The 23,303-nt window shown below is 67.8% G+C and carries 23 protein-coding genes; 11 read left to right on the forward strand and 12 right to left on the reverse strand.

Features of this window, described 5'->3' with window-relative positions:
* Nucleotides 1-57: 57 nt before the first annotated feature.
* Nucleotides 58-786 (forward strand): alanyl-tRNA editing protein, encoded by a 729-nt coding sequence (locus HZI36_RS06310; RefSeq protein ID WP_179401768.1) that lies wholly within the window; start codon nucleotides 58-60, stop codon nucleotides 784-786.
* A complete protein-coding gene (locus tag HZI36_RS06315; protein WP_179401769.1) occupies nucleotides 783-1,526 on the forward strand; it encodes a DUF924 family protein in 744 nt (247 codons plus the stop codon). The genes HZI36_RS06310 and HZI36_RS06315 overlap by 4 nt, the downstream gene beginning before the upstream one ends.
* A gap of 71 nt (nucleotides 1,527-1,597) precedes the next feature.
* On the opposite strand, the gene HZI36_RS06320 is transcribed toward HZI36_RS06315, so the two are convergent.
* From HZI36_RS06320 to HZI36_RS06370, 11 genes are all read right to left on the reverse strand, one after another.
* A complete protein-coding gene (locus HZI36_RS06320) occupies nucleotides 1,598-3,526 on the reverse strand; it encodes an ArnT family glycosyltransferase (RefSeq protein WP_179401770.1) in 1,929 nt (642 codons plus the stop codon).
* Between the two features lie 224 nt (nucleotides 3,527-3,750).
* On the reverse strand, nucleotides 3,751-4,527 hold the full coding sequence (locus tag HZI36_RS06325; protein ID WP_179401771.1) for an SDR family oxidoreductase: 777 nt from the start codon (nucleotides 4,525-4,527) through the stop codon (nucleotides 3,751-3,753).
* 16 nt (nucleotides 4,528-4,543) lie between these two features.
* Nucleotides 4,544-5,125 (reverse strand): TIGR00730 family Rossman fold protein, encoded by a 582-nt coding sequence (locus HZI36_RS06330; RefSeq protein WP_179401772.1) that lies wholly within the window; start codon nucleotides 5,123-5,125, stop codon nucleotides 4,544-4,546.
* Complete coding sequence (locus tag HZI36_RS06335) at nucleotides 5,122-5,859, reverse strand: TetR/AcrR family transcriptional regulator (protein WP_179401773.1); 738 nt, start codon at nucleotides 5,857-5,859, stop codon at nucleotides 5,122-5,124. Before HZI36_RS06335 ends, HZI36_RS06330 begins: the two co-directional genes overlap by 4 nt.
* 166 nt (nucleotides 5,860-6,025) lie before the next feature.
* A complete protein-coding gene (locus HZI36_RS06340; protein ID WP_179401774.1) occupies nucleotides 6,026-6,583 on the reverse strand; it encodes a diacylglycerol kinase in 558 nt (185 codons plus the stop codon).
* The gene (locus HZI36_RS06345) at nucleotides 6,580-7,614 is read right to left on the reverse strand and encodes a glycosyltransferase family 4 protein (protein WP_179401775.1); all 1,035 of its coding nucleotides are present in this window, start codon (nucleotides 7,612-7,614) and stop codon (nucleotides 6,580-6,582) included. Before HZI36_RS06345 ends, HZI36_RS06340 begins: the two co-directional genes overlap by 4 nt.
* Before the next feature lie 29 nt (nucleotides 7,615-7,643).
* Nucleotides 7,644-8,594, reverse strand: coding sequence for a UDP-2,3-diacylglucosamine diphosphatase (locus tag HZI36_RS06350; RefSeq protein WP_179401776.1), 951 nt, complete (start codon nucleotides 8,592-8,594; stop codon nucleotides 7,644-7,646).
* Nucleotides 8,595-8,688: 94 nt separating this feature from the next.
* On the reverse strand, nucleotides 8,689-9,216 hold the full coding sequence (locus HZI36_RS06355) for an RDD family protein (protein WP_179401777.1): 528 nt from the start codon (nucleotides 9,214-9,216) through the stop codon (nucleotides 8,689-8,691).
* 6 nt (nucleotides 9,217-9,222) lie between these two features.
* A complete protein-coding gene (locus HZI36_RS06360) occupies nucleotides 9,223-9,951 on the reverse strand; it encodes a DUF3106 domain-containing protein (RefSeq protein WP_179401839.1) in 729 nt (242 codons plus the stop codon).
* Nucleotides 9,952-10,018: 67 nt separating this feature from the next.
* The gene (locus tag HZI36_RS06365; RefSeq protein ID WP_179401778.1) at nucleotides 10,019-10,444 is read right to left on the reverse strand and encodes a DUF3619 family protein; all 426 of its coding nucleotides are present in this window, start codon (nucleotides 10,442-10,444) and stop codon (nucleotides 10,019-10,021) included.
* Nucleotides 10,441-11,004: an RNA polymerase sigma factor gene (locus tag HZI36_RS06370; protein ID WP_179401840.1), complete on the reverse strand. Its 564-nt coding sequence runs from the start codon at nucleotides 11,002-11,004 to the stop codon at nucleotides 10,441-10,443. The genes HZI36_RS06365 and HZI36_RS06370 overlap by 4 nt, the downstream gene beginning before the upstream one ends.
* Nucleotides 11,005-11,360: 356 nt before the next feature.
* On the opposite strand from HZI36_RS06370, the gene HZI36_RS06375 reads away from it, so the two are divergent.
* The 6 genes from HZI36_RS06375 to HZI36_RS06400 all read left to right on the forward strand — a co-directional run bounded on the left by HZI36_RS06375 (nucleotide 11,361) and on the right by HZI36_RS06400 (nucleotide 18,349).
* Nucleotides 11,361-13,124, forward strand: a complete 1,764-nt coding sequence (locus tag HZI36_RS06375) for an acetolactate synthase 3 catalytic subunit (RefSeq protein WP_179401779.1) — start codon at nucleotides 11,361-11,363, stop codon at nucleotides 13,122-13,124.
* A 112-nt stretch (nucleotides 13,125-13,236) separates the two neighbouring features.
* On the forward strand, nucleotides 13,237-13,728 hold the full coding sequence (gene ilvN, locus HZI36_RS06380) for an acetolactate synthase small subunit (RefSeq protein ID WP_006398781.1): 492 nt from the start codon (nucleotides 13,237-13,239) through the stop codon (nucleotides 13,726-13,728).
* A gap of 88 nt (nucleotides 13,729-13,816) precedes the next feature.
* Nucleotides 13,817-14,833: a ketol-acid reductoisomerase gene (gene ilvC / locus HZI36_RS06385; protein ID WP_179401780.1), complete on the forward strand. Its 1,017-nt coding sequence runs from the start codon at nucleotides 13,817-13,819 to the stop codon at nucleotides 14,831-14,833.
* A 127-nt stretch (nucleotides 14,834-14,960) separates the two neighbouring features.
* Nucleotides 14,961-15,605, forward strand: coding sequence for a phosphatidylserine decarboxylase (locus tag HZI36_RS06390; protein WP_179401781.1), 645 nt, complete (start codon nucleotides 14,961-14,963; stop codon nucleotides 15,603-15,605).
* Between the two features lie 13 nt (nucleotides 15,606-15,618).
* A complete protein-coding gene (pssA, locus tag HZI36_RS06395) occupies nucleotides 15,619-16,491 on the forward strand; it encodes a CDP-diacylglycerol--serine O-phosphatidyltransferase (protein WP_179401782.1) in 873 nt (290 codons plus the stop codon).
* A gap of 316 nt (nucleotides 16,492-16,807) precedes the next feature.
* A complete protein-coding gene (locus HZI36_RS06400; protein ID WP_179401783.1) occupies nucleotides 16,808-18,349 on the forward strand; it encodes a 2-isopropylmalate synthase in 1,542 nt (513 codons plus the stop codon).
* A gap of 73 nt (nucleotides 18,350-18,422) precedes the next feature.
* Here the strand turns inward: HZI36_RS06400 and HZI36_RS06405 are convergent, their stop codons facing one another.
* Nucleotides 18,423-18,938, reverse strand: coding sequence for a hypothetical protein (locus HZI36_RS06405; protein WP_179401784.1), 516 nt, complete (start codon nucleotides 18,936-18,938; stop codon nucleotides 18,423-18,425).
* Between the two features lie 205 nt (nucleotides 18,939-19,143).
* On the opposite strand from HZI36_RS06405, the gene HZI36_RS06410 reads away from it, so the two are divergent.
* The 3 genes from HZI36_RS06410 to pnp all read left to right on the forward strand — a co-directional run bounded on the left by HZI36_RS06410 (nucleotide 19,144) and on the right by pnp (nucleotide 23,220).
* Complete coding sequence (locus tag HZI36_RS06410) at nucleotides 19,144-20,406, forward strand: branched-chain amino acid ABC transporter substrate-binding protein (protein ID WP_179401841.1); 1,263 nt, start codon at nucleotides 19,144-19,146, stop codon at nucleotides 20,404-20,406.
* A 107-nt stretch (nucleotides 20,407-20,513) separates the two neighbouring features.
* Nucleotides 20,514-20,783, forward strand: a complete 270-nt coding sequence (gene rpsO / locus HZI36_RS06415) for a 30S ribosomal protein S15 (RefSeq protein WP_006398792.1) — start codon at nucleotides 20,514-20,516, stop codon at nucleotides 20,781-20,783.
* A 289-nt stretch (nucleotides 20,784-21,072) separates the two neighbouring features.
* Nucleotides 21,073-23,220: a polyribonucleotide nucleotidyltransferase gene (gene pnp, locus HZI36_RS06420; RefSeq protein ID WP_179401785.1), complete on the forward strand. Its 2,148-nt coding sequence runs from the start codon at nucleotides 21,073-21,075 to the stop codon at nucleotides 23,218-23,220.
* The last annotated feature ends 83 nt before the right edge of the window (nucleotides 23,221-23,303 follow it).

Raw genomic sequence — 23,303 nt, forward strand, 5'->3', positions numbered from 1 at the left:
GCAACGCGCATCGGGCGACACTCGGCGAATCTCATCGGCTACGACACGTTCCCCATCATGACTACTGAAGCATTGTTCCGCGAAGACGCCTATCTGGCCCGCTGCGACGCGATCGTCACGGCCGTCGACGAGCTCGGCATCCATCTCGACCGCACCGTGTTCTATCCGCTCGGCGGCGGGCAGGCGGGCGACACCGGCGTGCTGACGCTTCCCGGCGGCGCGACGATCGCGATCGCCGACACGCGCAAGGCGAAGTTCGACGGCGCGACGCCCGACGACGCGGTGCACGTGCCCGCGCCCGAGCAGGCGGCGCTCGCGGCCGTCGCGCCGGGTACGCGCGTCGTCGCCGAGATCGACTGGGCGCGCCGCTACCGGCACATGCAGCTGCATACCGCCGGGCATCTCGCGTGCGCGGTGCTGCCGTATCCGGTCGACGGCTGCAGCGTGACCGCCGACTACGTGCGAATCGATTTCGCGACCGTCGAGCCGATCGAGCGCGAGCACGTCGAGGCGCGGCTCGCCGCGCTGATCGGCGGCGCGCATCCGGTCACGACCGAATGGATCACCGACGACGAGATGGCCGCGCGGCCCGAGCTCGTGCGGACGATGAGCGTGAAGCCGCCGATGGGCCTCGGGCGCGTGCGGCTGCTGCGGATCGAGGGCGTCGATCTGCAGCCGTGCGGCGGCACGCACGTGCGCAACACGTCGGAGATCGGCGGGCTGCGCGTCGCGAAGCTCGAGAAGAAGAGCGCGCGCACGCGGCGGCTCGTGCTGGAGCTCGCATGACCACGGCTGGCGATTCGGCGGCGGACGGTTCGAAGGCGGCTGATTCGAAGGCGACCGACGCGAAGGCGGCCGATTCGAAGGCGACCGACGCGAAGGCGACCGACTCGAAGGCGACCGACGCGAAGGCGGCCGATTCGGCGACGGACTACGCGGCGCTCGATCCGCACGCGCGCGACGTGCTCGATTTCTGGTTCGGCGTGCCCGATTCCGACGGTTTCGGCAAGCCGCGCTCGCCGTGGTTCAACGGCGGCGCGAAGCTCGACGGGCAACTGCGCGAGCGGTTCGGCGCGCTGCACGACGCGGCGTGCGGCGGCGCGTGCGATCGCTGGGCCGCGACACCGCTCGGCGCGCTTGCGTTGATCGTCGTGCTCGACCAGTTTTCGCGGAACATTCATCGCGGCACGCCGCGCGCGTTCGCGGCCGACGCGAAGGCGCTCGCGCATGCGCGCGACGTCGTCGCGGCGGGCTGGGACGCGCGGCTGCCGAGCGTCTATCACCGCGCGTTCGTCTATCTGCCGTTCGAGCACGATGAATCGCGCGACAGCCAGCGCGAGGCCGTGCGGCTGTTCGCGTTGCTGAAGGACCTGGACGCGGGCTGCGACGGCTATCACGACTACGCGCTGCGTCACGCGGCCGTGATCGAGCGGTTCGGGCGCTTTCCGCACCGGAATGCGATTCTCGGCCGCGCGTCGACCGACGAAGAAGCGGCGTTTCTGCGCGAGCCGCGATCGTCGTTCTGACGCGGCGCCGCGTGTCGTGACGTGACGTGACGTGACGCGGCGCGGCGCGGCGCGGCGCGGTGTGGCCCGCGTCAGCGCGCGTGCGGCTCCGGCGTGCGCACGTACACGCGCAGCATCTCGTCGCGATCGCCGGGGCGCGCACCGGACCAGAACGGCCGCCACGCGGCGCCGAGCGCCGGCGGCGCCGCGCGCGCGCCCTGCATGATGAGCCAGGTGCAGCTCGTCGCGTCGGGTTGCGGCACCGGCACGTGCAGGATTCCGGAGAAGTAGTACAGCATCGGCGCTTCCGATTCGCCGAGCCCGATGCTCGCCATGCAGTCGTCGTCGTTCCATTCGATCGCGAGATGCGCGTTCAGGTCGTCGAACACCGACCGGTAGCTCTTCGCGACGTCCAGCCACGGCAGCAGCAGCGTATAGACGACCCCCCACGCGACGAGCGCGCCGGCGGTCCACGACAGCGCGCCGCGCCAGCGGCCGGTCGTGTGTAGCGCCGGCAACAGCCACAGCCAGCCGATCGTCAGCACGAGCGCGCCGATCACCAGGCCGGGCACGATCGGCATCGTCCAGTCGAGCGGCAGCCAGCGGCCGAGCGGCGCGAGCGCCGCATGCGAGATGCCCGGATCGGCCATCACCGACCAGGCGATCCAGGCGAGCAGCACGGCCGCGCCGAACAGCGCGCGGCTCAAATAGTCCCACGCGACGTGCAGTCGGGCCGGGAGCCGCGCGATCGCCTGCGCGGCGACGAGTGCGAGCGGCGCGACGAACGGCAGGATGTAGACTTCGCGCGACGTCGCGGCCATGTCCAGCACGACGAGCCCGATGCCGCCGAACAGCACCGGCAGCGCGACGCGCGGCGCGCGCCAGTCGCGCCACGCGCCGCGGGCGAGCGCGGCGAGCGCGAGCGGCCCGACCGGGAAGCCGACCGTGACGAGCGTGCGCCAGATGAAGAACGGCTTGTCGTTGCCGGCGCCGAGTTGCGGCACCGAGAAGCCGAAGAAACGGCCGACGTTGTTGTCCCAGAACCAGACCATGAACAGCGTCTCGGAGCGCACGAACAGCGCGGCGGGCCAGACGATCGCGAACGGCGCGAGCACCAGCGCAGCGACCGCGAGCGCGCGCCCGAACGCGCGCGTGCGGCACGCGGGGTAGAGCAGTAGCGCGCCGGCGAGCGTCGCGCCGAACACGAGCGGCACGAACAGTCCCTTCGACATCAGCGCGATGCCGACGCCCGCGCCGAACGTCGCGGCCGCACGGCGGCCGTGCGGTTGCGGCGTCAGGCCGGCGCGCGTCTGTCGGGCGCGCGCGTGCGCATCCACGACGAGTTCGAGCAGCCCGCAAAAGCCGATCGCGGCGCCGGCGAACAGCGCGACGTCGGTCATCAGGTCGTGCGTATGCTTGATCACGACGAGCGTGCCGGCCGCGAGCACGACGGGCCCGGCGACGCGCGCGTCGAGCCAGCGGGCCGCGCCGGTCGCGATGCGCGCGGCGCGTGCGGTGAAGCCGAACGCGAGCGCGGCGAACAGCGCGCTCGCGAGCCGCGCGGCGTCGTGCAGCGGCAGCACGCGCTGCAGCAGCCACGCGAGGCTCGCGGCGACCCAGTCGTACAGCGGCGGCTTCTCCATGAACGGCTGGCCCGCGTTGGTCGGCACGATGAAGTCGCCGGTGTCGAGCATGTGCTGGATGATGCCGAACGTGTAGGTTTCGTCCTGCTTCCACGGGTCGTGCCCGAGCACGCCGGGCAGCAGGTACGCGCACGCCAGCGCGACGACGAGCAGCCACGCGCGCCAGCCGAGGCCGGCGACGCGGTCGAGCGCGGGGATCGATACCCCTGCGGATGCACCAGCGGACGCACCGGCGCCAGCGGCCCCGGCAGCGGGCATCGCACGGACGGCGGCGATGGAGGCGATGGAGGCAACGGAACGATCGCTTTCCGCGGACGGATGGACGTGACGGGGCGGGGCGGATGTGGGCCGCCGGCCGGGCGCTGCGGTTCCCTGCATGGAAAAAGTCTCGGGTCGTCGGGCCGGGCTCCGCGATGGGGTCGGACCGATTCTGTGTGGCCGCGCGGCGCGCGATGGATGAGCGGCGCTTCGGCTGCCGCGACGGCGCTAGTAGACCACGGATTGTTACGGATGTTTACGGAAAAACGTTTGGCGTGCGGCGATGCGCGCCCCCGGGCGGCGTAGTGTTGCGCGAGTGCAACACGAGGCGGCGCGAACGGGCGCTAACGCCCGCCGCCGACGTCGAGCAGCGCGCCGGTCGTGTAGGACGCGGCGTCGCTGAGCAGCCAGACGATCGCCTCGGCGATTTCGTGCGCGACGCCCGCGCGCCCGAGCGGCGTCTGCGCGCCGAGCCGCGCCGCGCGGCCCGGCTGGCCGCCGCTCGCGTGGATCTCGGTCTCGATCAGCCCCGGCCGGACCGCGTTCACGCGCACACCGTGCGGGCCGAGCTCTTTCGCGAGGCCGATCGTCAGCGTGTCGACGGCGGCTTTCGAGCCCGCGTAGTCGACGTATTCGTTCGGCGAGCCGAGCCGCGCGGCGATCGACGACACGTTGACGATCGCGCCGCCGCGTCCGCCGCGATCGGTGGACAGCCGGCGCGCGGCCTCGCGCGCGCACAGGTACGCGCCGAGCACGTTCGTGTCGAACATCCGCTTCAGTCGCTCGACGGGCATGTCGGCGAGCGGCATCGACGGCGCAACGATCCCCGCGTTGTTCACGAGCGCGTCGAGACGCCCGAGCGACGCGGCGAGCGTATCGAACATCGCGATCACATCGGCCTCGACCGACACGTCGCCGGCGACGACGCACGCGCGCCCGCCCGCGTCGCGCACCGCCTGCGCGGTCGCATCGGCCGCGGCCTGGTCGCGCGCGTAATTGATGCCGACGTCCCAGCCGCGCGCGGCTGCGAGGATCGCGCACGCGCGGCCGATCCCGCGGCTCGCGCCGGTGACGAGGACGACCTTGCGTTCGGTGGAATCCGGCGTGTTCGCGTCGCTCATCGCGCGGCGCTCCGTGTCATTCGGTTTCGTCGGGCGCCCACTTGTCGAGCGCGGGCGGGCGGTAATGGCGCAACTGGTCGAGCAGCGCGGCCGGCTCGGCGTCGATGCAGAGCGCATCGAAGTACGTGCCGCGCATGAAGCCTTCGTCGACCGTGTGCCTGAGCAGCGCGATCAGCGGGTCGTAGAACGCGTCGACGTTCAGCAGCGCGACCGGCTTGCGGTGATAGCCGAGCTGCGCCCACGTGTAGACCTCGAAGAACTCCTCGAGCGTGCCGGCGCCGCCGGGCATCGCGACGAACGCGTCGGCGAGGTCGGCCATCATCTTCTTGCGCTGGTGCATGTCGGGCACGACGTGCAGCTCGGTGAGGCCGGTGTGGCCGACTTCCTTGTCGACGAGCAGCTTCGGGATCACGCCGATCACGCGGCCGCCGGCGTCGAGCACCGCATCGGCGATCGTGCCCATCAGGCCGACGCGGCCGCCGCCGTACACGAGCGCGAGGCCCGCGTCGGCGAGCGCCTGGCCGAATGCGCGCGCGGCCTGCGCGTAGACGGGCCGCGCGCCGGGCGACGACCCGCAGTACACACAGACAGCCTTCACTTCGCGTCCTTCGCGGGGGCCGCGCCACCGGCGCGCGGCGTGCCGTCGCGCGGCGGCAGGTAATCGGTGAATTCGCGCTTCGGCAGCTTGCCGGACACCAGATCGTCGAACAGTTGCCGCGAGCGGCCGCGCAGGTACGGCGCCATCACCGAGATCACGTGCATGCTGACCTGGTGAAGCTCTTCGCGGATCGCGTCCTGGTCGTTGTACTTGCGCGGATGCATCACGTACTGATACGACAGCCAGTACATCGCGATCACGGCCATGTTGGTGGCGATCACCTCGATCTCGGCGGGTGTCGCGACGAGTTCGCCGTCGGACACGAGCAGCTCGCACATCTCGCGCGCGAAGCGGACCTTGTGGCTGATGATCTGCTTGAAGTGCGTCTCCAGCGTGCGGTTGCGCGCGAGCAGATCGTTGAGGTCGCGGTACAGGAAACGATACGTCCACATGAAGTCGGCCATGTACTGCAGGTACGACCATGTTTCGTCGATCGTCGGACGGTGATCTTCGGGAAAGCGCAGGCGCTTTTCGATCGCCTGCTCGAACTGCGCAAAGATGCTGTTGATGATGTCGTCTTTGTTGCGGAAATGGTAGTACAGGTTGCCTGGACTGATTTCCATTTCCTCGGCGATCGTCGTCGTCGTGACGTTCGGTTCGCCGATCTCGTTGAAGAGCTTCAGAGACAGCTCGAGAATCCGTTCGCGCGTGCGGCGGGGAGGTTTCGCTTCCATGTCGTCCGGCCCTGTATGTGCCGGACGGGGCGAATGCGTTCGCTGCTGCGAGAGGTGTCCGGCGAGGGTTACTGTTCTAGTCTGGCGAACGATTATAAACCCGGCTTCCGTTATGACGGTGCATTTCGTAATACCGGCCGGGCACGCGACGCCGCGCCGCGCCGCGCTAGCGCGTGCGCAACCAGTGCAGCACGACCGGGCCGAGCACGAAGCCCCAGGTCGTCACGCACGCGAACAGCGCGACCGTCACGGCCGCGCTGCCGAGATCCTTCGCGCGCTTCGACAGTTCGTGGCGTTCGAGCGAGATGCGGTCGATCGCGGCCTCGACGCTCGAATTGAGCAACTCGACGATCAGCACGAGCAGCACCGAGCCGATCAGCAGCGCGCGCGACGCGGCCGGCACCGGCGAAAATGCGCCGATCGGCAGCATCAGCGCGGCGAGCGTCAGCTCCTGGCGGAACGCGCTCTCCTCGCGGATCGCGACCTTGAAGCCGTTCACCGAATGCTTGAGCGCATACCACGCGCGCACGAAGCCGCGATTGCCCTTGTACGGGTTCGGCGGCAGCGGCGTCAGCGGATCGTCGGGGCCGAGCGGCTCGGGCGGTTCGGGCACATCCGTTTCGGGATGCGGATCTTCTTCGTCGTACGGACGATGGCGCGCGGCCGGCGCGGCGCGTGCCGGCGAGGCGGGGCGATGGGCTCGGGCGCGCGGCGGTCGTTTCAAACGGCGGCACCTTCCGCGGACGGGAGCGCGGGTTTCGGCAGCGGCTTCAGGTGCGACGCGAACTGCTCGGACGCCGCGCGCCACGAGAAGCGCTCGGCCCATGCGCGCGCGTGCGTGCGCTCGATCTTCAGCGCTTCGAGGCAGGCCTCCTGCAGATCCTCGTGCATCGCGCCCGCGCCGCCGTCGCCGAGCACGTCGATCGGGCCGGTGACCGGGTACGCCGCGACTGGCGTGCCGCATGCGAGCGCCTCGAGCAGCACGAGGCCGAACGTGTCGGTGCGGCTCGGGAACACGAACACGTCGGCGGCCGCGTAGACCTTCGCGAGCTCGGCCTGCGACAGCACGCCGAGATAGTTCGCCTCCGGATAGCGCGACTTCAGCTCGGCGAGCGCGGGGCCTTCGCCCGCGACCCACTTCGAGCCGGGCAGGTCGACGCGCAGGAACGCCTCGACGTTCTTCTCGATCGCGACGCGGCCGACATACAGGAAGATCGGCCGCGCGGTGTTCAGGACCTTGGATTCCATCGGCCGGAAGATATCGAGATCGACGCCGCGTGTCCAGAGCACGACGTTCGTGAAACCGTACTGCTCGAGGTCGCGCTTCACCACGGGCGTCGGCGCCATCACCGCGAGCGACGGGCCGTGGAACCAGTGCAGGAAGCGGTAGGTCGCCGCGAGCGGAATGCCGAAGCGCGCCTGCACGTATTCGGGAAAGCGCGTGTGATACGCGGTCGTGTACGGCAGTTTGCGCGCGCGTGCGTAGCGGCGCGCGGCGAGGCCGAGCGGGCCTTCGGTCGCGATGTGCAGCGCGTCGGGCGCGAACGCGTCGATCCGCTCGCGCAGCCGACGGTACGGCAGGATCGACAGGCGGATCTCCGGATACGTCGGGCACGGCACCGTGCGGAACTCGAGCGGCGTCAGCAGCTCGACGCGGTGGCCGAGCGCGGACAGTTCGCGGGCCGTGCTCTTCAGCGTGCGCACGACGCCGTTGACCTGCGGTTCCCACGCGTCGGTGACGATCATGATCTTCATGCGGGCTCGATCCTTCCTGTAGGGGTGTGTCACGCAGTCGCTTTCGACTTGCGGGAAACGGTTTCGGGCGGCGTGCGCATCACCGTCCAGTAGACGATCTTCAGCTCGCCTTCCATCGTCTCGACGAGCGCGGACAGGCTTTCGACCCAGTCGCCGTCGTTGCAGTACAGCACGCCGTCGATGTCGCGGATCTCCGCCTTATGGATGTGGCCGCAGACGACGCCGTCGCAGCCGCGGCGGCGCGCCTCGTCGGTCATCACGGTCTCGAACTGCGAGATGAAGTTCACCGCGTTCTTGACCTGATGCTTCAGGTATTGCGACAGCGACCAATACTGGAACCCGAGGCGGTTCCTGATCCGGTTGAACCAGCGGTTCAGCACGAGGATCAGCGTGTACAGCGTGTCACCGAGATACGCGAGCCACTTCGCGTGCTGGATCACGCCGTCGAACAGGTCGCCGTGCACGATCCACAGGCGCTGGCCGGCGAGCGTCGTGTGGAACGCCTCGCCGCGCACCTGGATGTCGCCGAACGCGAGATCGCAGAATTGACGCGCGCCCTCGTCGTGATTGCCGGGGATGTAGACGACCTGCGTGCCCTTTCTCGCCTTGCGCAGGATCTTCTGCACGACGTCGTTGTGCGCCTGCGGCCAGTACCAGCCTTTCTTCAGCTGCCACCCGTCGATGATGTCGCCGACGAGGTACAGGTATTCGGATTCGTTGTGGCGCAGGAAGTCGAGCAGATACGGCGCCTGGCAGCCGCTCGTGCCGAGATGGATGTCGGACAGCCAGATGGTCCGGTAGCGGTGCGCGGACGGCTCGTGGTCGTCGTGTTTCGCGGCGTCGCCGTCGTTGTTGTGCTGGCCGCGCACGGCCGACGCGACGGCATCGGCCGCGGCCGTGCCGGACAGGAAGGCGCTGGCGGCGGCGTGCGCGCCGAGCGGTTGACGGAACAGGGAGGTCTCGGACGTTTTATGGCCCATGCATGACTCGCGCCGGGATGACATACCGGCATTGCGCCATGCGGGCGTGACTGCGCCATGACAGTCACGAGACGTTCTTATTACGGACGGGGATTCAAGCGCGCGGCAGCGCGACGATGCGGGTGCCGGCGAGGCGGTCGTGCGGAAACTGGCGGGCCGGATGCAGCCGCGCGGCGGCGGCCCACAGCGCGAACCAGACGGCCGCGGCCGCGAGCGTGCCGGGGACCGAGAAGCCGAGGAGCGGGTGCATGGCGAGCGGCGGCAGGAACCAGAGCCAGCCGAGCAGATAGCGCGCGAGCGCGCGGGCGGCGGACAGCGGCCGGCCGTCGGCGCCCTCGACGCGCAGGCGCCAGGTCTTCATCGGCAGCGTCTGGCCGCCGTGGGTCCAGAACCAGACGAAATACCCGCCGACGACGAGCGCGACCCACGCGGCGAGCAGGTTGTGGTGGACGAGGCCGTTGCGCTGCCCGGTCGCGAGCGCGAACGCGAGGCCCGCGAAGAACACGATGCCGAACAGCAGCACGCCTTCGTAGAGCAGCGCGGCGAGCCGGCGCCCGACCGACGGCGGGGCGGGCGGCGCGGCGGCGGTTGGCGCGGCGGCGGCGGCGGGTGAGCGCGGCACGGCAGCTCAGGATCCGGTGAACATCGACGACGTGCCGGGCAGCGGCGGCTGCGCGGCAGGCGCCGGCGGCGCGGAGGCGGCCGCGGCGGCGGGGGCAGGCGGCTGCGCGGCCGCGGCGCCCGATGCGGCCGCGGGCAGCGCGGGCTGCAGGGCGGCCGCGGCGCTCGCCTGCAATTCGTGCGGCGCGAGGTGATGCTTGCCGGTCGGCGGCGCGCTGACGACGGTCGGCCGGCGGTGGCGCTCGATCGCCGCGAGGCGCTCCTTCTGCTCTTCGGGGAGCTGCTGATACGCTTTCCACGCGCGCTCGCGCGCCTGCGCGGGGAGTTGTTTCGCGAGCTGGTAGTTCTCGCGTGCGTCGCTGCGCTGCTCCGGCGTCATCTTCGCCCACTGGGTCCAGCGCTCCTGCAGGCGCTTTTGCTCATCGGCCGGCAACTTCTGGAAACGTGCGGCGATCCGCAGCCATTTCCGCTTGCGGGTATCGCTGAACGAATCCCACTGGCCGGCGAACGGCGCGAGCGCCGCGCGCTGCTCGGGCGTCAGGCGCGCCCACGACAGCGGGCCGCCGGCGGCGGGCAGCGGGGTGAGGTTGAGATCGGTGGTCAGCGCGATCGCGGCGGACGCGAGTGCGGGGACGCTGGTCGCGGCGGCGATCGTCGTGGGCTGCGGGTGAAAGCGTGAATACGTGGCGACGTAGGCGACGGCGATCGCGATCACGCATCCGAAGAATACGGCCAGGCCGCGTTTCTGACTCCCCCTCACCCGTGCGATCCCCTCGTGTGTTGCGTTGGTTGGCGGCGCGCGGTTAGCGGGCGTGCGTCAGATACGCGTTGAACCCGTGATCGAGGTACGCGTTGAGCGGCAGGTTGTCGCTGAGCATCGCGGCGTCGATGTCGGCGAGTTCGGCGGTGCGCTGCATGTCTTCCCAGTACCCGATGCCGACGAGGCCGGCGACGAGCAGCGCGAGCGGCCACGCGCGCAGCAGGCGACGCCCGAGCGACGCGGGCGGACGCCGGCCGGTGCGGGGCGGGCCGGACGTGGCGGGCATGCCGGCGAACGCCGGCACGAACACCGGCGCGGCGACGGGCTCGGGCTTCTTGCGCGCGAGCGCGGCACGGCGCGCGACGGCCAGCCGGTCGGTCGTGGCGACGGGCAGCGCGGCTGCGCGCTCGTCGAGCGCGCGGCGGACCTTGAGCGCGAATTCGATTTCCTGGTTGGGAGCGGAGCTCATAGCGTGATTCCTTTGGCCTTGAGCGCATGCGCCAGCGCATGCGTGGCCCGCGAGCAATGCGTTTTGACGCTGCCCTCGGAGCACCCCATCGCGGCAGCGGTTTCGGCGACATCCATATCCTCCCAATAACGCATCAGGAACGCTTCGCGTTGACGCGCCGGAAGTTTCTGGATTTCCTCGTCGATCAGGGACAGGATCTGTTCACGCTCGAGCCGGTTCTCGCTGCTCTCGACGCCCGCGGTGTCGTCCGCGGATTCGAGGGTTTCGAGCGGATCGAACTCGTCGTCGTCGGTGGTGTTCAGCGACGAAAAGAGCGTGACCCACGTGTTGCGGACCTTCTGGCGGCGGAAAAAATCGTGGATCGCATTCTGCAGGATACGCTGGAACAGCAGCGGCAGCTCGGCGGCCGGGCGGTCGCCGTACTTCTCGGCCAGCTTGATCATCGCGTCCTGCACGATGTCGAGCGACGCGTCGTCATCGCGCACCGCGTACACGGCCTGCTTGAACGCGCGCCTCTCGACGCCCGCCAGAAAGTCGGCGAGTTCCTTGTCTGATGCCATTCCGTGAAGGTCTGCGCTGCCGGCCGGCGGCAAAATCCGTAAAAGGTCGAAAAACTTCGTAAAACCCGCGGATGCTAACAAATTTTGGTGCCGCTGGGCACGGGGTCGGATCGCCGCGTTGCGCCCGGGCAGCGTCGCCGCGCGGGCCGGCGGGTGGCGATGACGCGCTGCGGGATATTTTTCTTGACTGCGTCGAAGCCAGGCGCTATCGTCATCGGTTCGCAACATAAGTGATGGTCACATTTGAGGCTGGCCCAAGAAGCCCGCCCTTCAACTGGACGCGCCGCTTGAACCCGGGTCATGAGCCCGGCAGAGAGCACCCGATCAATTTTTTGCCGAAAATTCGAAAGGTCAATATGAACATGCCCAGCGCGGAATTCTCCACGTCGGAACCGCTTTCCTCTCCCCAAACCGACTCGATCGGCGCCACCGTGCTCATGAAGGCACTGGCCGACGAAAATGTCGAGTTCATCTGGGGCTATCCTGGCGGCTCGGTCCTGTATATCTACGACGAGCTGTACAAACAAGACAAGATTCAGCACGTGCTGGTGCGCCACGAGCAGGCGGCCGTGCACGCGGCCGACGCGTATGCGCGCTCGACCGGCAAGGTCGGCGTCTGCCTGGTGACCTCCGGCCCCGGCGTCACCAACGCGGTGACCGGCATCGCGACCGCCTACATGGATTCGATCCCGATGGTCGTGATCAGCGGCCAGGTGCCGACTGCCGCGATCGGTCTGGACGCGTTCCAGGAGTGCGACACCGTCGGCATCACGCGCCCGTGCGTGAAGCACAACTTCCTCGTGAAGGACGTGCGCGATCTCGCGGCGACCGTCAAGAAGGCGTTCTACATCGCGCGCACCGGCCGTCCGGGCCCGGTGCTGATCGACATCCCGAAGGACATCTCGAAGACGCCGTGCCAGTACGAGCCGCTCAAGAGCGTGTCGCTGCGTTCGTACAACCCGGTCACGAAGGGCCATTCGGGCCAGATCCGCAAGGCGGTGTCGCTGCTGCTGTCCGCGAAGCGCCCGTACATCTACACCGGCGGCGGCATCATCCTCGCCGACGCGGCGCGCGAGCTGAACCAGTTCGCGGATCTGCTCGGCTACCCGGTCACGAACACGCTGATGGGCCTCGGCGGCTATCGCGCGTCGGACAAGAAATTCCTCGGCATGCTCGGCATGCACGGCACGTACGAAGCGAACATGGCGATGCAGCACTGCGACGTGCTGATCGCGATCGGCGCGCGCTTCGACGACCGCGTGATCGGCGATCCGGCGCACTTCGCGTCGCGTCCGCGCAAGATCATCCACATCGATATCGATCCGTCGTCGATCAGCAAGCGCGTGAAGGTCGACATCCCGATCGTCGGCGACGTGAAGGAAGTGCTGAAGGACCTGATCGAGCAGCTGCAGACGGCCGAGCACGGCCCCGACACCGAGGCGCTCGCGCAGTGGTGGAAGGAGATCGAGGACTGGCGCTCGAAGGACTGCCTGAAGTTCGACCGCGCGAGCGAGATCATCAAGCCGCAGTACGTGGTCGAGAAGGCGTGGGAGCTGACGGACGGCAATGCGTTCGTCTGCTCGGACGTCGGCCAGCACCAGATGTGGGCCGCGCAGTTCTACCGCTTCAACAAGCCGCGCCGCTGGATCAATTCGGGCGGCCTCGGCACGATGGGCTTCGGCCTGCCGGCGGCGATGGGCGTGAAGATGGCGCATCCCGACGACGACGTGCTGTGCATCACCGGCGAAGGCTCGATCCAGATGTGTATCCAGGAGTTGTCGACCTGCCTGCAGTACGACACGCCGGTCAAGATCATTTCGCTGAACAACCGCTACCTCGGCATGGTTCGCCAGTGGCAGCAGATCGAATACAGCAAGCGCTATTCGCATTCGTACATGGATGCGCTGCCGGATTTCGTGAAGCTCGCCGAAGCGTACGGCCACGTCGGGATGCGGATCGAGAAGACCGCGGACGTCGAGCCGGCGCTGAAGGAAGCGCTGCGCCTGAAGGACCGCACCGTGTTCCTCGACTTCCAGACCGACCCGACCGAAAACGTCTGGCCGATGGTTCAGGCCGGCAAGGGCATCACGGAGATGCTGCTCGGCTCGGAAGACCTGTAACGGCGCACGGCGCGTTGAGCGCCGGCCGCGCGCGGCCGCCTTCACGAAGGGCGGCGCGGTGCGCGGCGGTGCGACGCTGCCATCGACACTGGACACACTGGAAGAAGCGAACATGAGACACATCATTTCCGTCCTGCTGGAAAACGAACCGGGCGCGCTGTCGCGCGTGGTCGGCCTGTTCTCCGCACGCGGCTACAACATCGAAACCTTGACGGTGGCGCCGACCGAAGACCAGTCGCTGTCGCGCCTGACCATCGTTTCCATCGGCTCCGACGACGTGATCGAACAGATCACGAAGCATCTGAACCGCCTGATCGAGGTGGTGAAAGTGGTGGACCTGACCGACGGTGCGCACATCGAGCGGGAGCTGATGCTGATCAAGGTAAGGGCGGTGGGCAAGGAGCGCGAAGAGATGAAGCGGATGTCGGACATTTTCCGGGGCCGCATCATCGACGTGACCGAGAAGACCTACACGATCGAATTGACGGGCGCGAGCGACAAGCTCGACGCATTCATCCAGGGGCTGGACGCGGGCGCGATTCTCGAAACCGTGCGCACCGGCAGCTCCGGCATCGGACGCGGCGAGCGCATCCTGAAGGTTTGATGCCTCAATGGCACGCCGGGTGCGCCGTCATGTCCCGGCCCGCAGTACCCAAATTGAACGAAATTGTTGAATTAACGAAGGAACCATCATGAACGTTTTCTACGACAAAGACGCTGACCTCTCCCTGATCAAGGGCAAGCAAGTCACGATCATCGGCTACGGCTCGCAAGGCCATGCGCACGCGCTGAACCTGAAGGAAAGCGGCGTCAACGTGACGGTCGGCCTGCGCAAGGGCGGCGCGTCGTGGAGCAAGGCCGAGAACGCCGGCCTCTCGGTCAAGGAAGTCGCGGAAGCGGTGAAGGGCGCGGACGTCGTGATGATGCTGCTGCCGGACGAGCAGATCGCCGACGTGTACGCGAAGGAAGTGCACGCGAACATCAAGCAGGGCGCGGCGCTCGCGTTCGCGCACGGCTTCAACGTGCACTACGGCCAGGTGATCCCGCGTGCCGACCTCGACGTGATCATGATCGCGCCGAAGGCGCCGGGCCACACGGTGCGCGGCACGTACTCGCAGGGTGGCGGCGTGCCGCACCTGATCGCGGTTGCGCAGAACAAGTCGGGCGCGGCGCGCGACATCGCGCTGTCGTACGCGGCGGCGAACGGCGGTGGTCGTGCCGGGATCATCGAGACGAACTTCCGCGAAGAGACCGAAACCGACCTGTTCGGCGAGCAGGCCGTGCTGTGCGGCGGCACCGTCGAGCTGATCAAGGCGGGCTTCGAGACGCTGGTCGAAGCGGGCTACGCGCCGGAAATGGCGTACTTCGAGTGCCTGCACGAGCTGAAGCTGATCGTCGACCTGATCTACGAAGGCGGCATCGCGAACATGAACTACTCGATCTCGAACAACGCCGAGTACGGCGAGTACGTGACGGGCCCGCGCGTCGTCACGGAAGAGACGAAGAAGGCGATGAAGCAGTGCCTGACCGACATCCAGACCGGCGAATACGCGAAGAGCTTCATTCTGGAAAACAAGGCCGGCGCGCCGACGCTGCAGTCGCGCCGCCGCCTGACGGCCGAGCACCAGATCGAGACGGTCGGTGCGAAGCTGCGCGCGATGATGCCGTGGATCGCGAAGAACAAGCTCGTCGACCAGACGAAGAACTAAGCAATATGTTTGTTTTCCGACCCTCGCGTAGAGGGTCGGCATCAAAAAGCCGCCCGAAGGCACCAGTGCCCCGGGCGGCTTTTGCTATCCTACGGGCTTTCCAATTCACCGGATACAGAACGAATCCATGAACTATCCTCATCCGATCATCGCGCGCGAAGGCTGGCCGTTCATCGCGATCGCAGCCGTCGTCGCGCTGCTGATCCACGCCGTCGGGGGTTTCGGCTTCGCGTGGCCGTTCTGGCTGCTGCTCGTGTTCGTCGTCCAGTTCTTCCGCGATCCGCAGCGCCCGGTGCCGTCGCAGGCGAACGCGGTGCTGTGCCCGGCCGACGGCCGGATCGTCGCGGTCGAGACCGCGCACGACCCGTACGCGAAGCGCGACGCGCTGAAGATCAGCGTGTTCATGAACGTGTTCAACGTCCATTCGCAGCGCTCGCCGGTCGACGGCGCGATCTCGAAGGTCGAATATTTCCCGGGCGCGTTCCTGAACGCGGCGATCGACAAGGCGTCGACCGAGAACGAGCGCAACGCGCTCGTGATCCAGACGGGCAGCGGCAAGACCGTCACGTCGGTGCAGATCGCCGGCCTCGTCGCGCGCCGGATCCTCTGCTACGTGCGCGCGGGCGAGCCGCTCTCGCGCGGCCAGCGCTACGGCTTCATCCGCTTCGGCTCGCGCGTCGACGTGTACCTGCCGCTCGGCAGCCGCGCGAAGGTGTCGATCGGCGAGAAGGTCTACGCGTCGTCGACGATCCTCGCCGAGCTCGAACAGTAAGGCGCCGCGCACCATGGCCGCATTCAAACCGCGCCGGCCGCGCAACGGCAAGGTCCAGCCGCTGCGGCCGTTTCGCCGCAACAAGCCGGTGATGCCGGATCCGTCGCCCGCCGTCGTGACCCGTCGCGCCGCGCGCCGGCAGTTCCTGAGGACGCGCGGCATCTTCCTGCTGCCGAACTCGTTCACCACCGCCGCGCTGTTCTGCGGCTTCTTCGCGGTCGTGCAGGCGATGAACGTGCGCTTCGACACCGCCGCGATCGCGATCTTCGCGGCGATGGTGCTCGACGGGATGGACGGCCGCGTCGCGCGGATGACGCACACGCAGAGCGCGTTCGGCGAGCAGTTCGATAGCCTGTCCGACATGGTGTCGTTCGGCGTCGCGCCGGCGCTCGTGATGTACGAGTGGGTGCTGAAGGATCTCGGCCGCTGGGGCTGGCTCGCCGCGTTCGTCTACTGCTCGGGCGCGGCGCTGCGGCTCGCGCGCTTCAACGCGAACATCGGCGTGGTCGACAAGCGCTACTTCCAGGGGCTGCCGAGCCCGGCGGCGGCCGCGCTGATCGCCGGCTTCGTCTGGCTCGCGACCGACAACCGCGTGCCGGTGAAGCTCGGCTGGCTGCCGTGGGTCGCGTTCGTGCTGACGATTTACGCGGGCGTCACGATGGTGTCGAACGCGCCGTTCTACAGCGGCAAGGCGCTCGACATCCGGCATCGCGTGCCGTTCGCGGGGGCGTTGCTCGTCGTCGTCGCGTTCGTGCTCGTATCGTCCGATCCGCCGCTGATGCTGTTCTGCCTGTTCGTGCTGTACGGGCTGTCCGGCTACGTGTTCTGGGCGTACATGGCGGTGCGCGGCCGCTCGAATCCGGCCAGGTCGTCGCAGCGCGACTGACCGGCGGATTTTCCCGCGCCGGCGAACGGCGTCCTTCGGGGCGCCGTTTTCATTTGTCCCTTTCATGCTTGCACGTCGGGTGGCGCGCCGATTGCATGCGCCGTGGAATGTCGCTATAGTCGCTGGCATGACCGCATTTTCCCGCTTCTCCCTCCTTCTAGCCGGTGCGCCGCTACGCGCGCTAGCGCTAGCGCGCCTGCCGCGCTGACCGTTTTCGCCCCCCGTCGAGCTTCGTCTGTTGTCGAGCGTCGCCTGCGGTGGCGCGAACCCTCTCGTTTGACCCCCGTACACCGTACCCAGAGCCTTGGAGCCCCCCATGACAGACAAGCTGATCATTTTCGACACGACGTTGCGTGACGGCGAGCAGTCGCCCGGTGCGTCGATGACGAAGGAAGAGAAAATCCGCATCGCGAAGCAGCTCGAGCGGATGAAGGTCGACGTGATCGAGGCCGGCTTCGCCGCGAGCTCGAACGGCGACTTCGATGCGATCCACACGATCGCGTCGCTCGTGAAGGACAGCACGATCTGCTCGCTCGCGCGCGCGAACGACAAGGACATCCAGCGCGCGGCCGACGCGCTGAAGCCCGCGAACAGCTTCCGGATCCACACGTTCATCGCGACGTCCGCGCTGCACATGGAGAAGAAGCTGCGGATGACGCCGGATCAGGTGTACGAGCAGGCGCGGCTCGCGGTGCGCTTCGCGCGCAAGTTCACGGACAACATCGAGTTCTCGCCGGAAGACGGCAGCCGCTCGGACCTGGACTTCCTCTGCCGCGTGCTCGAAGCGGTGATCGACGAGGGCGCGACGACGATCAACATCGCGGACACGGTCGGGTACGGCATCCCCGAGCTCTACGGCAATCTCGTGAAGACGCTGCGCGAGCGGATTCCGAACTCGGACAAGGCGATCTTCTCCGTGCACTGCCACAACGATCTCGGCATGGCGGTCGCGAACTCGCTCGCCGGCGTGAAGATCGGCGGCGCGCGTCAGGTCGAGTGCACGATCAACGGGCTCGGCGAGCGCGCGGGCAACACGTCGCTCGAAGAGATCGTGATGGCGGTGAAGACCCGCAAGGACTACTTCGGCCTCGATCTGGGGATCGACACGACGCAGATCGTGCCGGCGTCGAAGCTCGTGTCGCAGATCACCGGCTTCGTCGTGCAGCCGAACAAGGCGGTCGTCGGTGCGAACGCGTTCGCGCACGCGTCCGGCATCCACCAGGACGGCGTGCTGAAGGCGCGCGACACGTACGAGATCATGCGCGCGGAAGACGTGGGCTGGAGCGCGAACAAGATCGTGCTCGGCAAGCTGTCCGGCCGCAACGCGTTCAAGCAGCGGCTGCAGGAGCTCGGCATCGCGCTCGACAGCGAAGGCGAGCTGAATGCCGCGTTCATGCGCTTCAAGGATCTCGCGGACCGCAAGGCCGAGATCTTCGATGAGGACATCATCGCGATCGTGTCCGAGGAATCGGCATTCGCGCAGGAGCACGAGCACTTCAAGTTCGTGTCACTCGCGCAGCACTCGGAAACGGGCGAGCAGCCGCACGCGAAGATCGTGTTCGCGACCGACGGGCAGGAAGTGACCGGCGAGGCGCGCGGCAACGGCCCGGTCGACGCGACGTTCAACGCGATCGAGAGCGAGGTCGGCAGCGGCTCGGAGCTGCTGCTGTACTCGGTGAACGCGATCACGACCGGCACGCAGGCGCAGGGCGAGGTGACGGTGCGGCTGTCGAAGAGCGGCCGGATCGTGAACGGCGTCGGCACCGATCCGGACATCGTCGCGGCATCGGCGAAGGCGTACATCTCCGCGCTGAACAAGCTGTACTCGAACGACAAGCTGAATCCGCAGCGTTCGTAAGCGCGCGTCGGCGCTCGATGCTCGATGATCACGCCCCGTGCGGCCGGTGCCGCGCGGGGCGTTTTCATTTCGATCAGAACAGCAGGTGATGGCGATCCGGATCATGCAGCGGATCCGGCGTTTTCTGCGTGAGCCGCAGGATGCCCTGGTTGTCGAAATAGAAGCTGTACATCATGTACCAGACGTTGTCCTCGAGATAGCGGTAGGTCCAGACTTCGCGCTTCATCAGCGGGAAATACGACGTTTCGACCGGGCGGCCGAAATTGACGAGGACGTCCGACTTCGTCCACTTGCCGATCTCGGCGCGATAGAACTCGGTCGGCTGCAGCACCTGGCGCACGCCGACGACCTTGCCGGACGCGTCGACGTCGGCCGCGACCGTCGTTTCGCCCATCGGCTGCGTCGGCCACATCAGGCGCTTGCCGCCACCGGGCAGGTCGTAGACTTCGCGCGGCGGCCCGAGCCGCGCGACGACCGCCGACGAGTCCTCGCCGGCCTGAAACTGCTGCCAGGGCTGCGCGCAGCCGGCGAGCAACGCCGCGGCGCAGACGAGCAGCACCGGAAGACGATTGAGCATGTGTTTCTCCATGGCACGGGAATAACGACGTTTTATCACGACGCGGGCCGGCCGGCGCATCCGGTCCGTCCGCCCCAGTCCGCCCCAGTCCGTCTCATCCGTCCCGTCCGTCCCGTCCGTCCCGTCCGTCCCGTCGGTCGCGCTGCGTCGCGCTTGCGGGCGCGGGGCGGCCCGGCCTATGATCCGCGCAACGCAAACCGACACGATGGGGCAGCAGATGCAGGCATGGAAGCGGGGCGCGCTCGCGCTGAGCGCCTGGTGGACACTCGCGGCGCCGGCCGCGTTCGCGGCGGGCGAGCCGGTCAGGGTCGCGCTGATCGAAGGGATGTCCGGCCCGTTCGCGAACGCGGGCGCGGCGGTCGAGCGCAATCTGCGTTTCGGCGTCGACGCGGTCAACGCGGCCGGCGGCGTGAAGCTGCGCGACGGCGCGCATCCGCTGGAGCTCGTCGTGCTCGACAGCAAGGGCAGCCCGGAAGAGGCGCTCGTGCAGCTGCGCGTGGCCGCGGATCGGCACATCGGCTTCGTCGCGCAGGGCAACAGCTCGGCTGTCGCGGCCGCGCTCGTCGCGGCGCTGGACAAGCAGAACGCGCGCAATCCGGACGACCGCATCGTGTTCCTCAACTATTCGGCCGACGATCCGGCGCTGACGAACGCGCGCTGCAGCTTCTGGCACTTCCGTTTCGACGCGCACGCCGGGATGCGGATGGCCGCGCTCGCGGACGTGATGGCGCGTGACCGGGCGCTGCACAAGGTCTATCTGCTGAACCAGGACTACAGCTTCGGCCACGACGTCAGCACGCTCGCGCGCGATGCGCTCGCGCAGCGGCGGCCGGACGTCGCGGTGGTCGGCGACGAGTTCCATCCGATCGGCCGGATCAAGGATTTCTCGCCGTACGTCGCGAAGATCCGCGCGAGCGGCGCGGACGCCGTCGTGACCGGCAACTGGGGCAACGACCTGACGCTGCTCGTGAAGGCGGCGCGCGAGCAGGGGCTGAACACGAAGTTCTACACGTTCTACGGGAACAGCCTCGGCGCGCCGGCCGCGCTCGGCGACGCGGGCGTCGGGCGCGTCGTCGCGGTCGCGGACTGGCACCCGAACGCGGGCGGCGCGAAGTCGGACGCGTTCTACCATGCGTTCCGCACCCGCTTCCCGGCCGCGCAGGACGACTACCCGGTGCTGCGGATGAGCGAGATGATCGAGATGCTCGCGGCGGCGATGACGAAGGCGGGCACGGCCGATCCGGCTACGGTCGCGAAGGCGCTCGAAGTGCTGTCGTACGACGACGGCTTCCATCCGATGCGGATGCGCGCGCGGGACCACCAGGTGATCCAGCCCCTTTACGTGATGGAAATGGACAAGGCCGGCACGCCGGGCGTGCGCTTCGACAACGAGGGCTCCGGCTACGGCTTTCGCACGGTGCTCGCGCTGGCGCCGCAGCAGACCGAGCTGCCGTCGACGTGCTCGATGACCCGCCCGTGACGGCTTGATTAAGCCGCGTGTCGAAGTTGTGCTACAATTCCGCCCTTGCTGTAATCACGGCACGGCCATTCTTCCGTGTCCGCCTGTCTAGTTAGAAAGGAAATCAAATGTCTGTTGCTGATATCAAGAAGTCGGAAGTCGTTGCTCAGTTTGCTCGTGGCACGAACGACACGGGTTCGCCCGAAGTGCAGGTCGCGCTGCTGACCGCGCGCATCGTCGAACTCACGGGTCACTTCAAGACCCACGCGAAGGATCACCACAGCCGCCGCGGCCTGCTGCGCATGGTGAGCCGCCGCCGCAAGCTGCTCGACTACCTGAAGGGCAAGGATGCCGATCGTTACCGCGCGCTGATCGAGAAGCTGGGTCTGCGTAAGTAACCGAGGCGGTTGCCTCCAGCAAGATGCCTGTGTCAGCGTGCTGATGCAGGCATTTTGTTTTTGCGCGGTGCGTCGCGTCGCACGCATCGCGGGCTGCAGGGCAGTCGTGCCCGGCAGCCCGAACGGCCGATACCGGGGTCAGGCTTTGTGTCATTCCAGCGCGTCGCGCGTCGCGTGCCGCGCTGGAATGGCATAAAAAACACACCTCTCTCCGGGCGATCGGGCCGCTCCGCCGCCGTGCCGCCCGCCGGCGCGGCGCACGAAAACGTACGAATCCACAGGAGCAAGCATGTCCATGTTCAACAAGGTCGTGAAAGAATTCCAATGGGGCCAGCACAAGGTGCGCCTCGAAACCGGTGAGATCGCCCGCCAGGCGAGCGGCGCCGTGATCGTCGACATCGAGGACACCGTCGTGCTCGCGACCGTCGTCGGCGCGAAGACCGCGAAGCCGGGCCAGGACTTCTTCCCGCTGACCGTCGATTACATCGAGAAGACCTACTCGGCCGGCAAGATCCCGGGCGGGTTCTTCCGCCGCGAAGGCCGTCCGTCCGAGCACGAGACGCTGACGTCGCGCCTGATCGACCGGCCGCTGCGTCCGCTGTTCCCGGAAGGCTACTACAACGAAGTGCAGGTCGTGATCCACGTGCTGTCCGTGAACCCGGAAATCCCGGCGGACATCCCCGCGCTGATCGGCGCGTCGGCCGCGCTCGCGGTGTCGGGCCTGCCGTTCAACGGCCCGGTCGGCGCCGCGCGCGTCGCGTACCTGAACAACGCCTACGTGCTGAACCCGACGCGCGAGCAGATCAAGGCGTCGAGCCTCGATCTCGTTGTCGCGGGCACGGAGCGTGCGGTGCTGATGGTCGAATCGGAAGCCGACCAGCTGCCGGAAGACGTGATGCTCGGCGCGGTCGTGTTCGGCCACGAGCAGATGCAGATCGCGATCGACGCAATCCACGAGCTCGTGCGCGAAGGCGGCAAGCCGGAGTGGAACTGGCAGCCGGCGCCGAAGGACGAGGCGCTGAATGCACGCGTGACTGAAATCGCGCAACCCGAGCTGCTCGCGGCCTACCAGATCCGCGACAAGCAGGCACGTTCGACGAAGCTGAAGGAAGTGTACGCGGCGACGTCGACGAAGCTGGAAGCGGACGCGCAGGCGGCCGGCACGGTCGCGGCGGACAAGGCGACCATCGGCAACATCCTGTTCGACCTCGAGGCGAAGATCGTCCGCTCGCAGATCCTGAACGGCGAGCCGCGCATCGACGGCCGCGACACGCGCACGGTGCGCCCGATCGAGATCCGCACGGGCGTGCTGCCGCGCACGCACGGCTCCGCGCTGTTCACGCGCGGCGAGACGCAGGCGCTCGTCGTCGCGACGCTCGGCACGCGGGGCGACGAGCAGATCATCGACGCGCTCGAAGGCGAGTACCGCGAGCGCTTCATGCTCCACTACAACATGCCGCCGTTCGCGACCGGCGAAACGGGCCGCGTCGGCTCGCCGAAGCGCCGTGAAATCGGCCACGGCCGTCTCGCGAAGCGTGCGCTCGTCAAGTGCCTGCCGGGCGCCGACGAGTTCGGTTACTCGATCCGCGTCGTGTCGGAAATCACCGAATCGAACGGTTCGTCGTCGATGGCGTCGGTGTGCGGCGGCTGCCTCGCGCTGATGGACGCCGGCGTGCCGATGAAGGCGCACGTCGCCGGCATCGCGATGGGCCTGATCCTCGAAGGCAACAAGTTCGCGGTGCTGACCGACATCCTCGGCGACGAAGATCACCTCGGCGACATGGACTTCAAGGTCGCGGGCACGGCGGAAGGCGTGACCGCGCTGCAGATGGACATCAAGATCCAGGGGATCACGAAGGAAATCATGCAGGTCGCGCTCGCGCAGGCGAAGGAAGGCCGCATGCACATCCTCGGCAAGATGACGGAGGCAGTCGCGGGCGTGAACACGCAGCTGTCCGAATTCGCGCCGCGCATGATCACGATCAAGATCAATCCGGAGAAGATCCGCGACGTGATCGGCAAGGGCGGCTCGGTGATCCGCGCGCTGACCGAAGAGACGGGCACGACGATCGACATCTCCGACGACGGCGTCGTGACGATCGCGAGCACGAACAGCGAAGGGATGGCCGAGGCGAAGAAGCGCATCGAGAACATCACGGCCGAGATCGAAGTCGGCCAGGTGTACGAGGGCACGGTGCTGAAGCTGCTCGATTTCGGCGCGATCGTGAACCTGCTGCCGGGCAAGGACGGCCTGCTGCACATCTCGGAAATCGTCAACGAGCGCGTGAAGGACATCAACGACTACCTGAAGGAAGGCCAGCAGGTGAAGGTCAAGGTGATCCAGACGGACGAGAAGGGCCGTGTGCGTTTGTCGGCGAAGGCGCTGCTGAACGAAGCGGCCGCCGCGGCCCACGCGGACACGCCGCCGCAGCAGTAAGCGGGCGGTAACGGACGGCCGGCTGCGCGAAAGCGCGCCGGCCGTTTTTTCTGTACGATCGGGGCGGCATCTTTCCCGACCCT

It is taken from the genome of Burkholderia guangdongensis (assembly GCF_013403875.1).
Lineage (GTDB): Bacteria > Pseudomonadota > Gammaproteobacteria > Burkholderiales > Burkholderiaceae > Burkholderia > Burkholderia guangdongensis.

What these genes read in the sequence shown, in the direction of transcription:
- HZI36_RS06310 (WP_179401768.1), top strand. Translation starts at nt 58, where the DNA reads ATGACTACTGAAGCATTGTTCCGCGAAGACGCCTATCTGGCCCGCTGC.
- HZI36_RS06315 (WP_179401769.1), top strand. Translation starts at nt 783, where the DNA reads ATGACCACGGCTGGCGATTCGGCGGCGGACGGTTCGAAGGCGGCTGAT.
- HZI36_RS06320 (WP_179401770.1), bottom strand. Translation starts at nt 3,526, where the DNA reads ATGCAGGGAACCGCAGCGCCCGGCCGGCGGCCCACATCCGCCCCGCCC.
- HZI36_RS06325 (WP_179401771.1), bottom strand. Translation starts at nt 4,527, where the DNA reads ATGAGCGACGCGAACACGCCGGATTCCACCGAACGCAAGGTCGTCCTC.
- HZI36_RS06335 (WP_179401773.1), bottom strand. Translation starts at nt 5,859, where the DNA reads ATGGAAGCGAAACCTCCCCGCCGCACGCGCGAACGGATTCTCGAGCTG.
- HZI36_RS06345 (WP_179401775.1), bottom strand. Translation starts at nt 7,614, where the DNA reads ATGAAGATCATGATCGTCACCGACGCGTGGGAACCGCAGGTCAACGGC.
- HZI36_RS06350 (WP_179401776.1), bottom strand. Translation starts at nt 8,594, where the DNA reads ATGGGCCATAAAACGTCCGAGACCTCCCTGTTCCGTCAACCGCTCGGC.
- HZI36_RS06365 (WP_179401778.1), bottom strand. Translation starts at nt 10,444, where the DNA reads ATGAGCTCCGCTCCCAACCAGGAAATCGAATTCGCGCTCAAGGTCCGC.
- HZI36_RS06370 (WP_179401840.1), bottom strand. Translation starts at nt 11,004, where the DNA reads ATGGCATCAGACAAGGAACTCGCCGACTTTCTGGCGGGCGTCGAGAGG.
- HZI36_RS06375 (WP_179401779.1), top strand. Translation starts at nt 11,361, where the DNA reads ATGAACATGCCCAGCGCGGAATTCTCCACGTCGGAACCGCTTTCCTCT.
- ilvN (WP_006398781.1), top strand. Translation starts at nt 13,237, where the DNA reads ATGAGACACATCATTTCCGTCCTGCTGGAAAACGAACCGGGCGCGCTG.
- ilvC (WP_179401780.1), top strand. Translation starts at nt 13,817, where the DNA reads ATGAACGTTTTCTACGACAAAGACGCTGACCTCTCCCTGATCAAGGGC.
- HZI36_RS06390 (WP_179401781.1), top strand. Translation starts at nt 14,961, where the DNA reads ATGAACTATCCTCATCCGATCATCGCGCGCGAAGGCTGGCCGTTCATC.
- pssA (WP_179401782.1), top strand. Translation starts at nt 15,619, where the DNA reads ATGGCCGCATTCAAACCGCGCCGGCCGCGCAACGGCAAGGTCCAGCCG.
- HZI36_RS06400 (WP_179401783.1), top strand. Translation starts at nt 16,808, where the DNA reads ATGACAGACAAGCTGATCATTTTCGACACGACGTTGCGTGACGGCGAG.
- HZI36_RS06405 (WP_179401784.1), bottom strand. Translation starts at nt 18,938, where the DNA reads ATGGAGAAACACATGCTCAATCGTCTTCCGGTGCTGCTCGTCTGCGCC.
- HZI36_RS06410 (WP_179401841.1), top strand. Translation starts at nt 19,144, where the DNA reads ATGCAGGCATGGAAGCGGGGCGCGCTCGCGCTGAGCGCCTGGTGGACA.
- rpsO (WP_006398792.1), top strand. Translation starts at nt 20,514, where the DNA reads ATGTCTGTTGCTGATATCAAGAAGTCGGAAGTCGTTGCTCAGTTTGCT.
- pnp (WP_179401785.1), top strand. Translation starts at nt 21,073, where the DNA reads ATGTCCATGTTCAACAAGGTCGTGAAAGAATTCCAATGGGGCCAGCAC.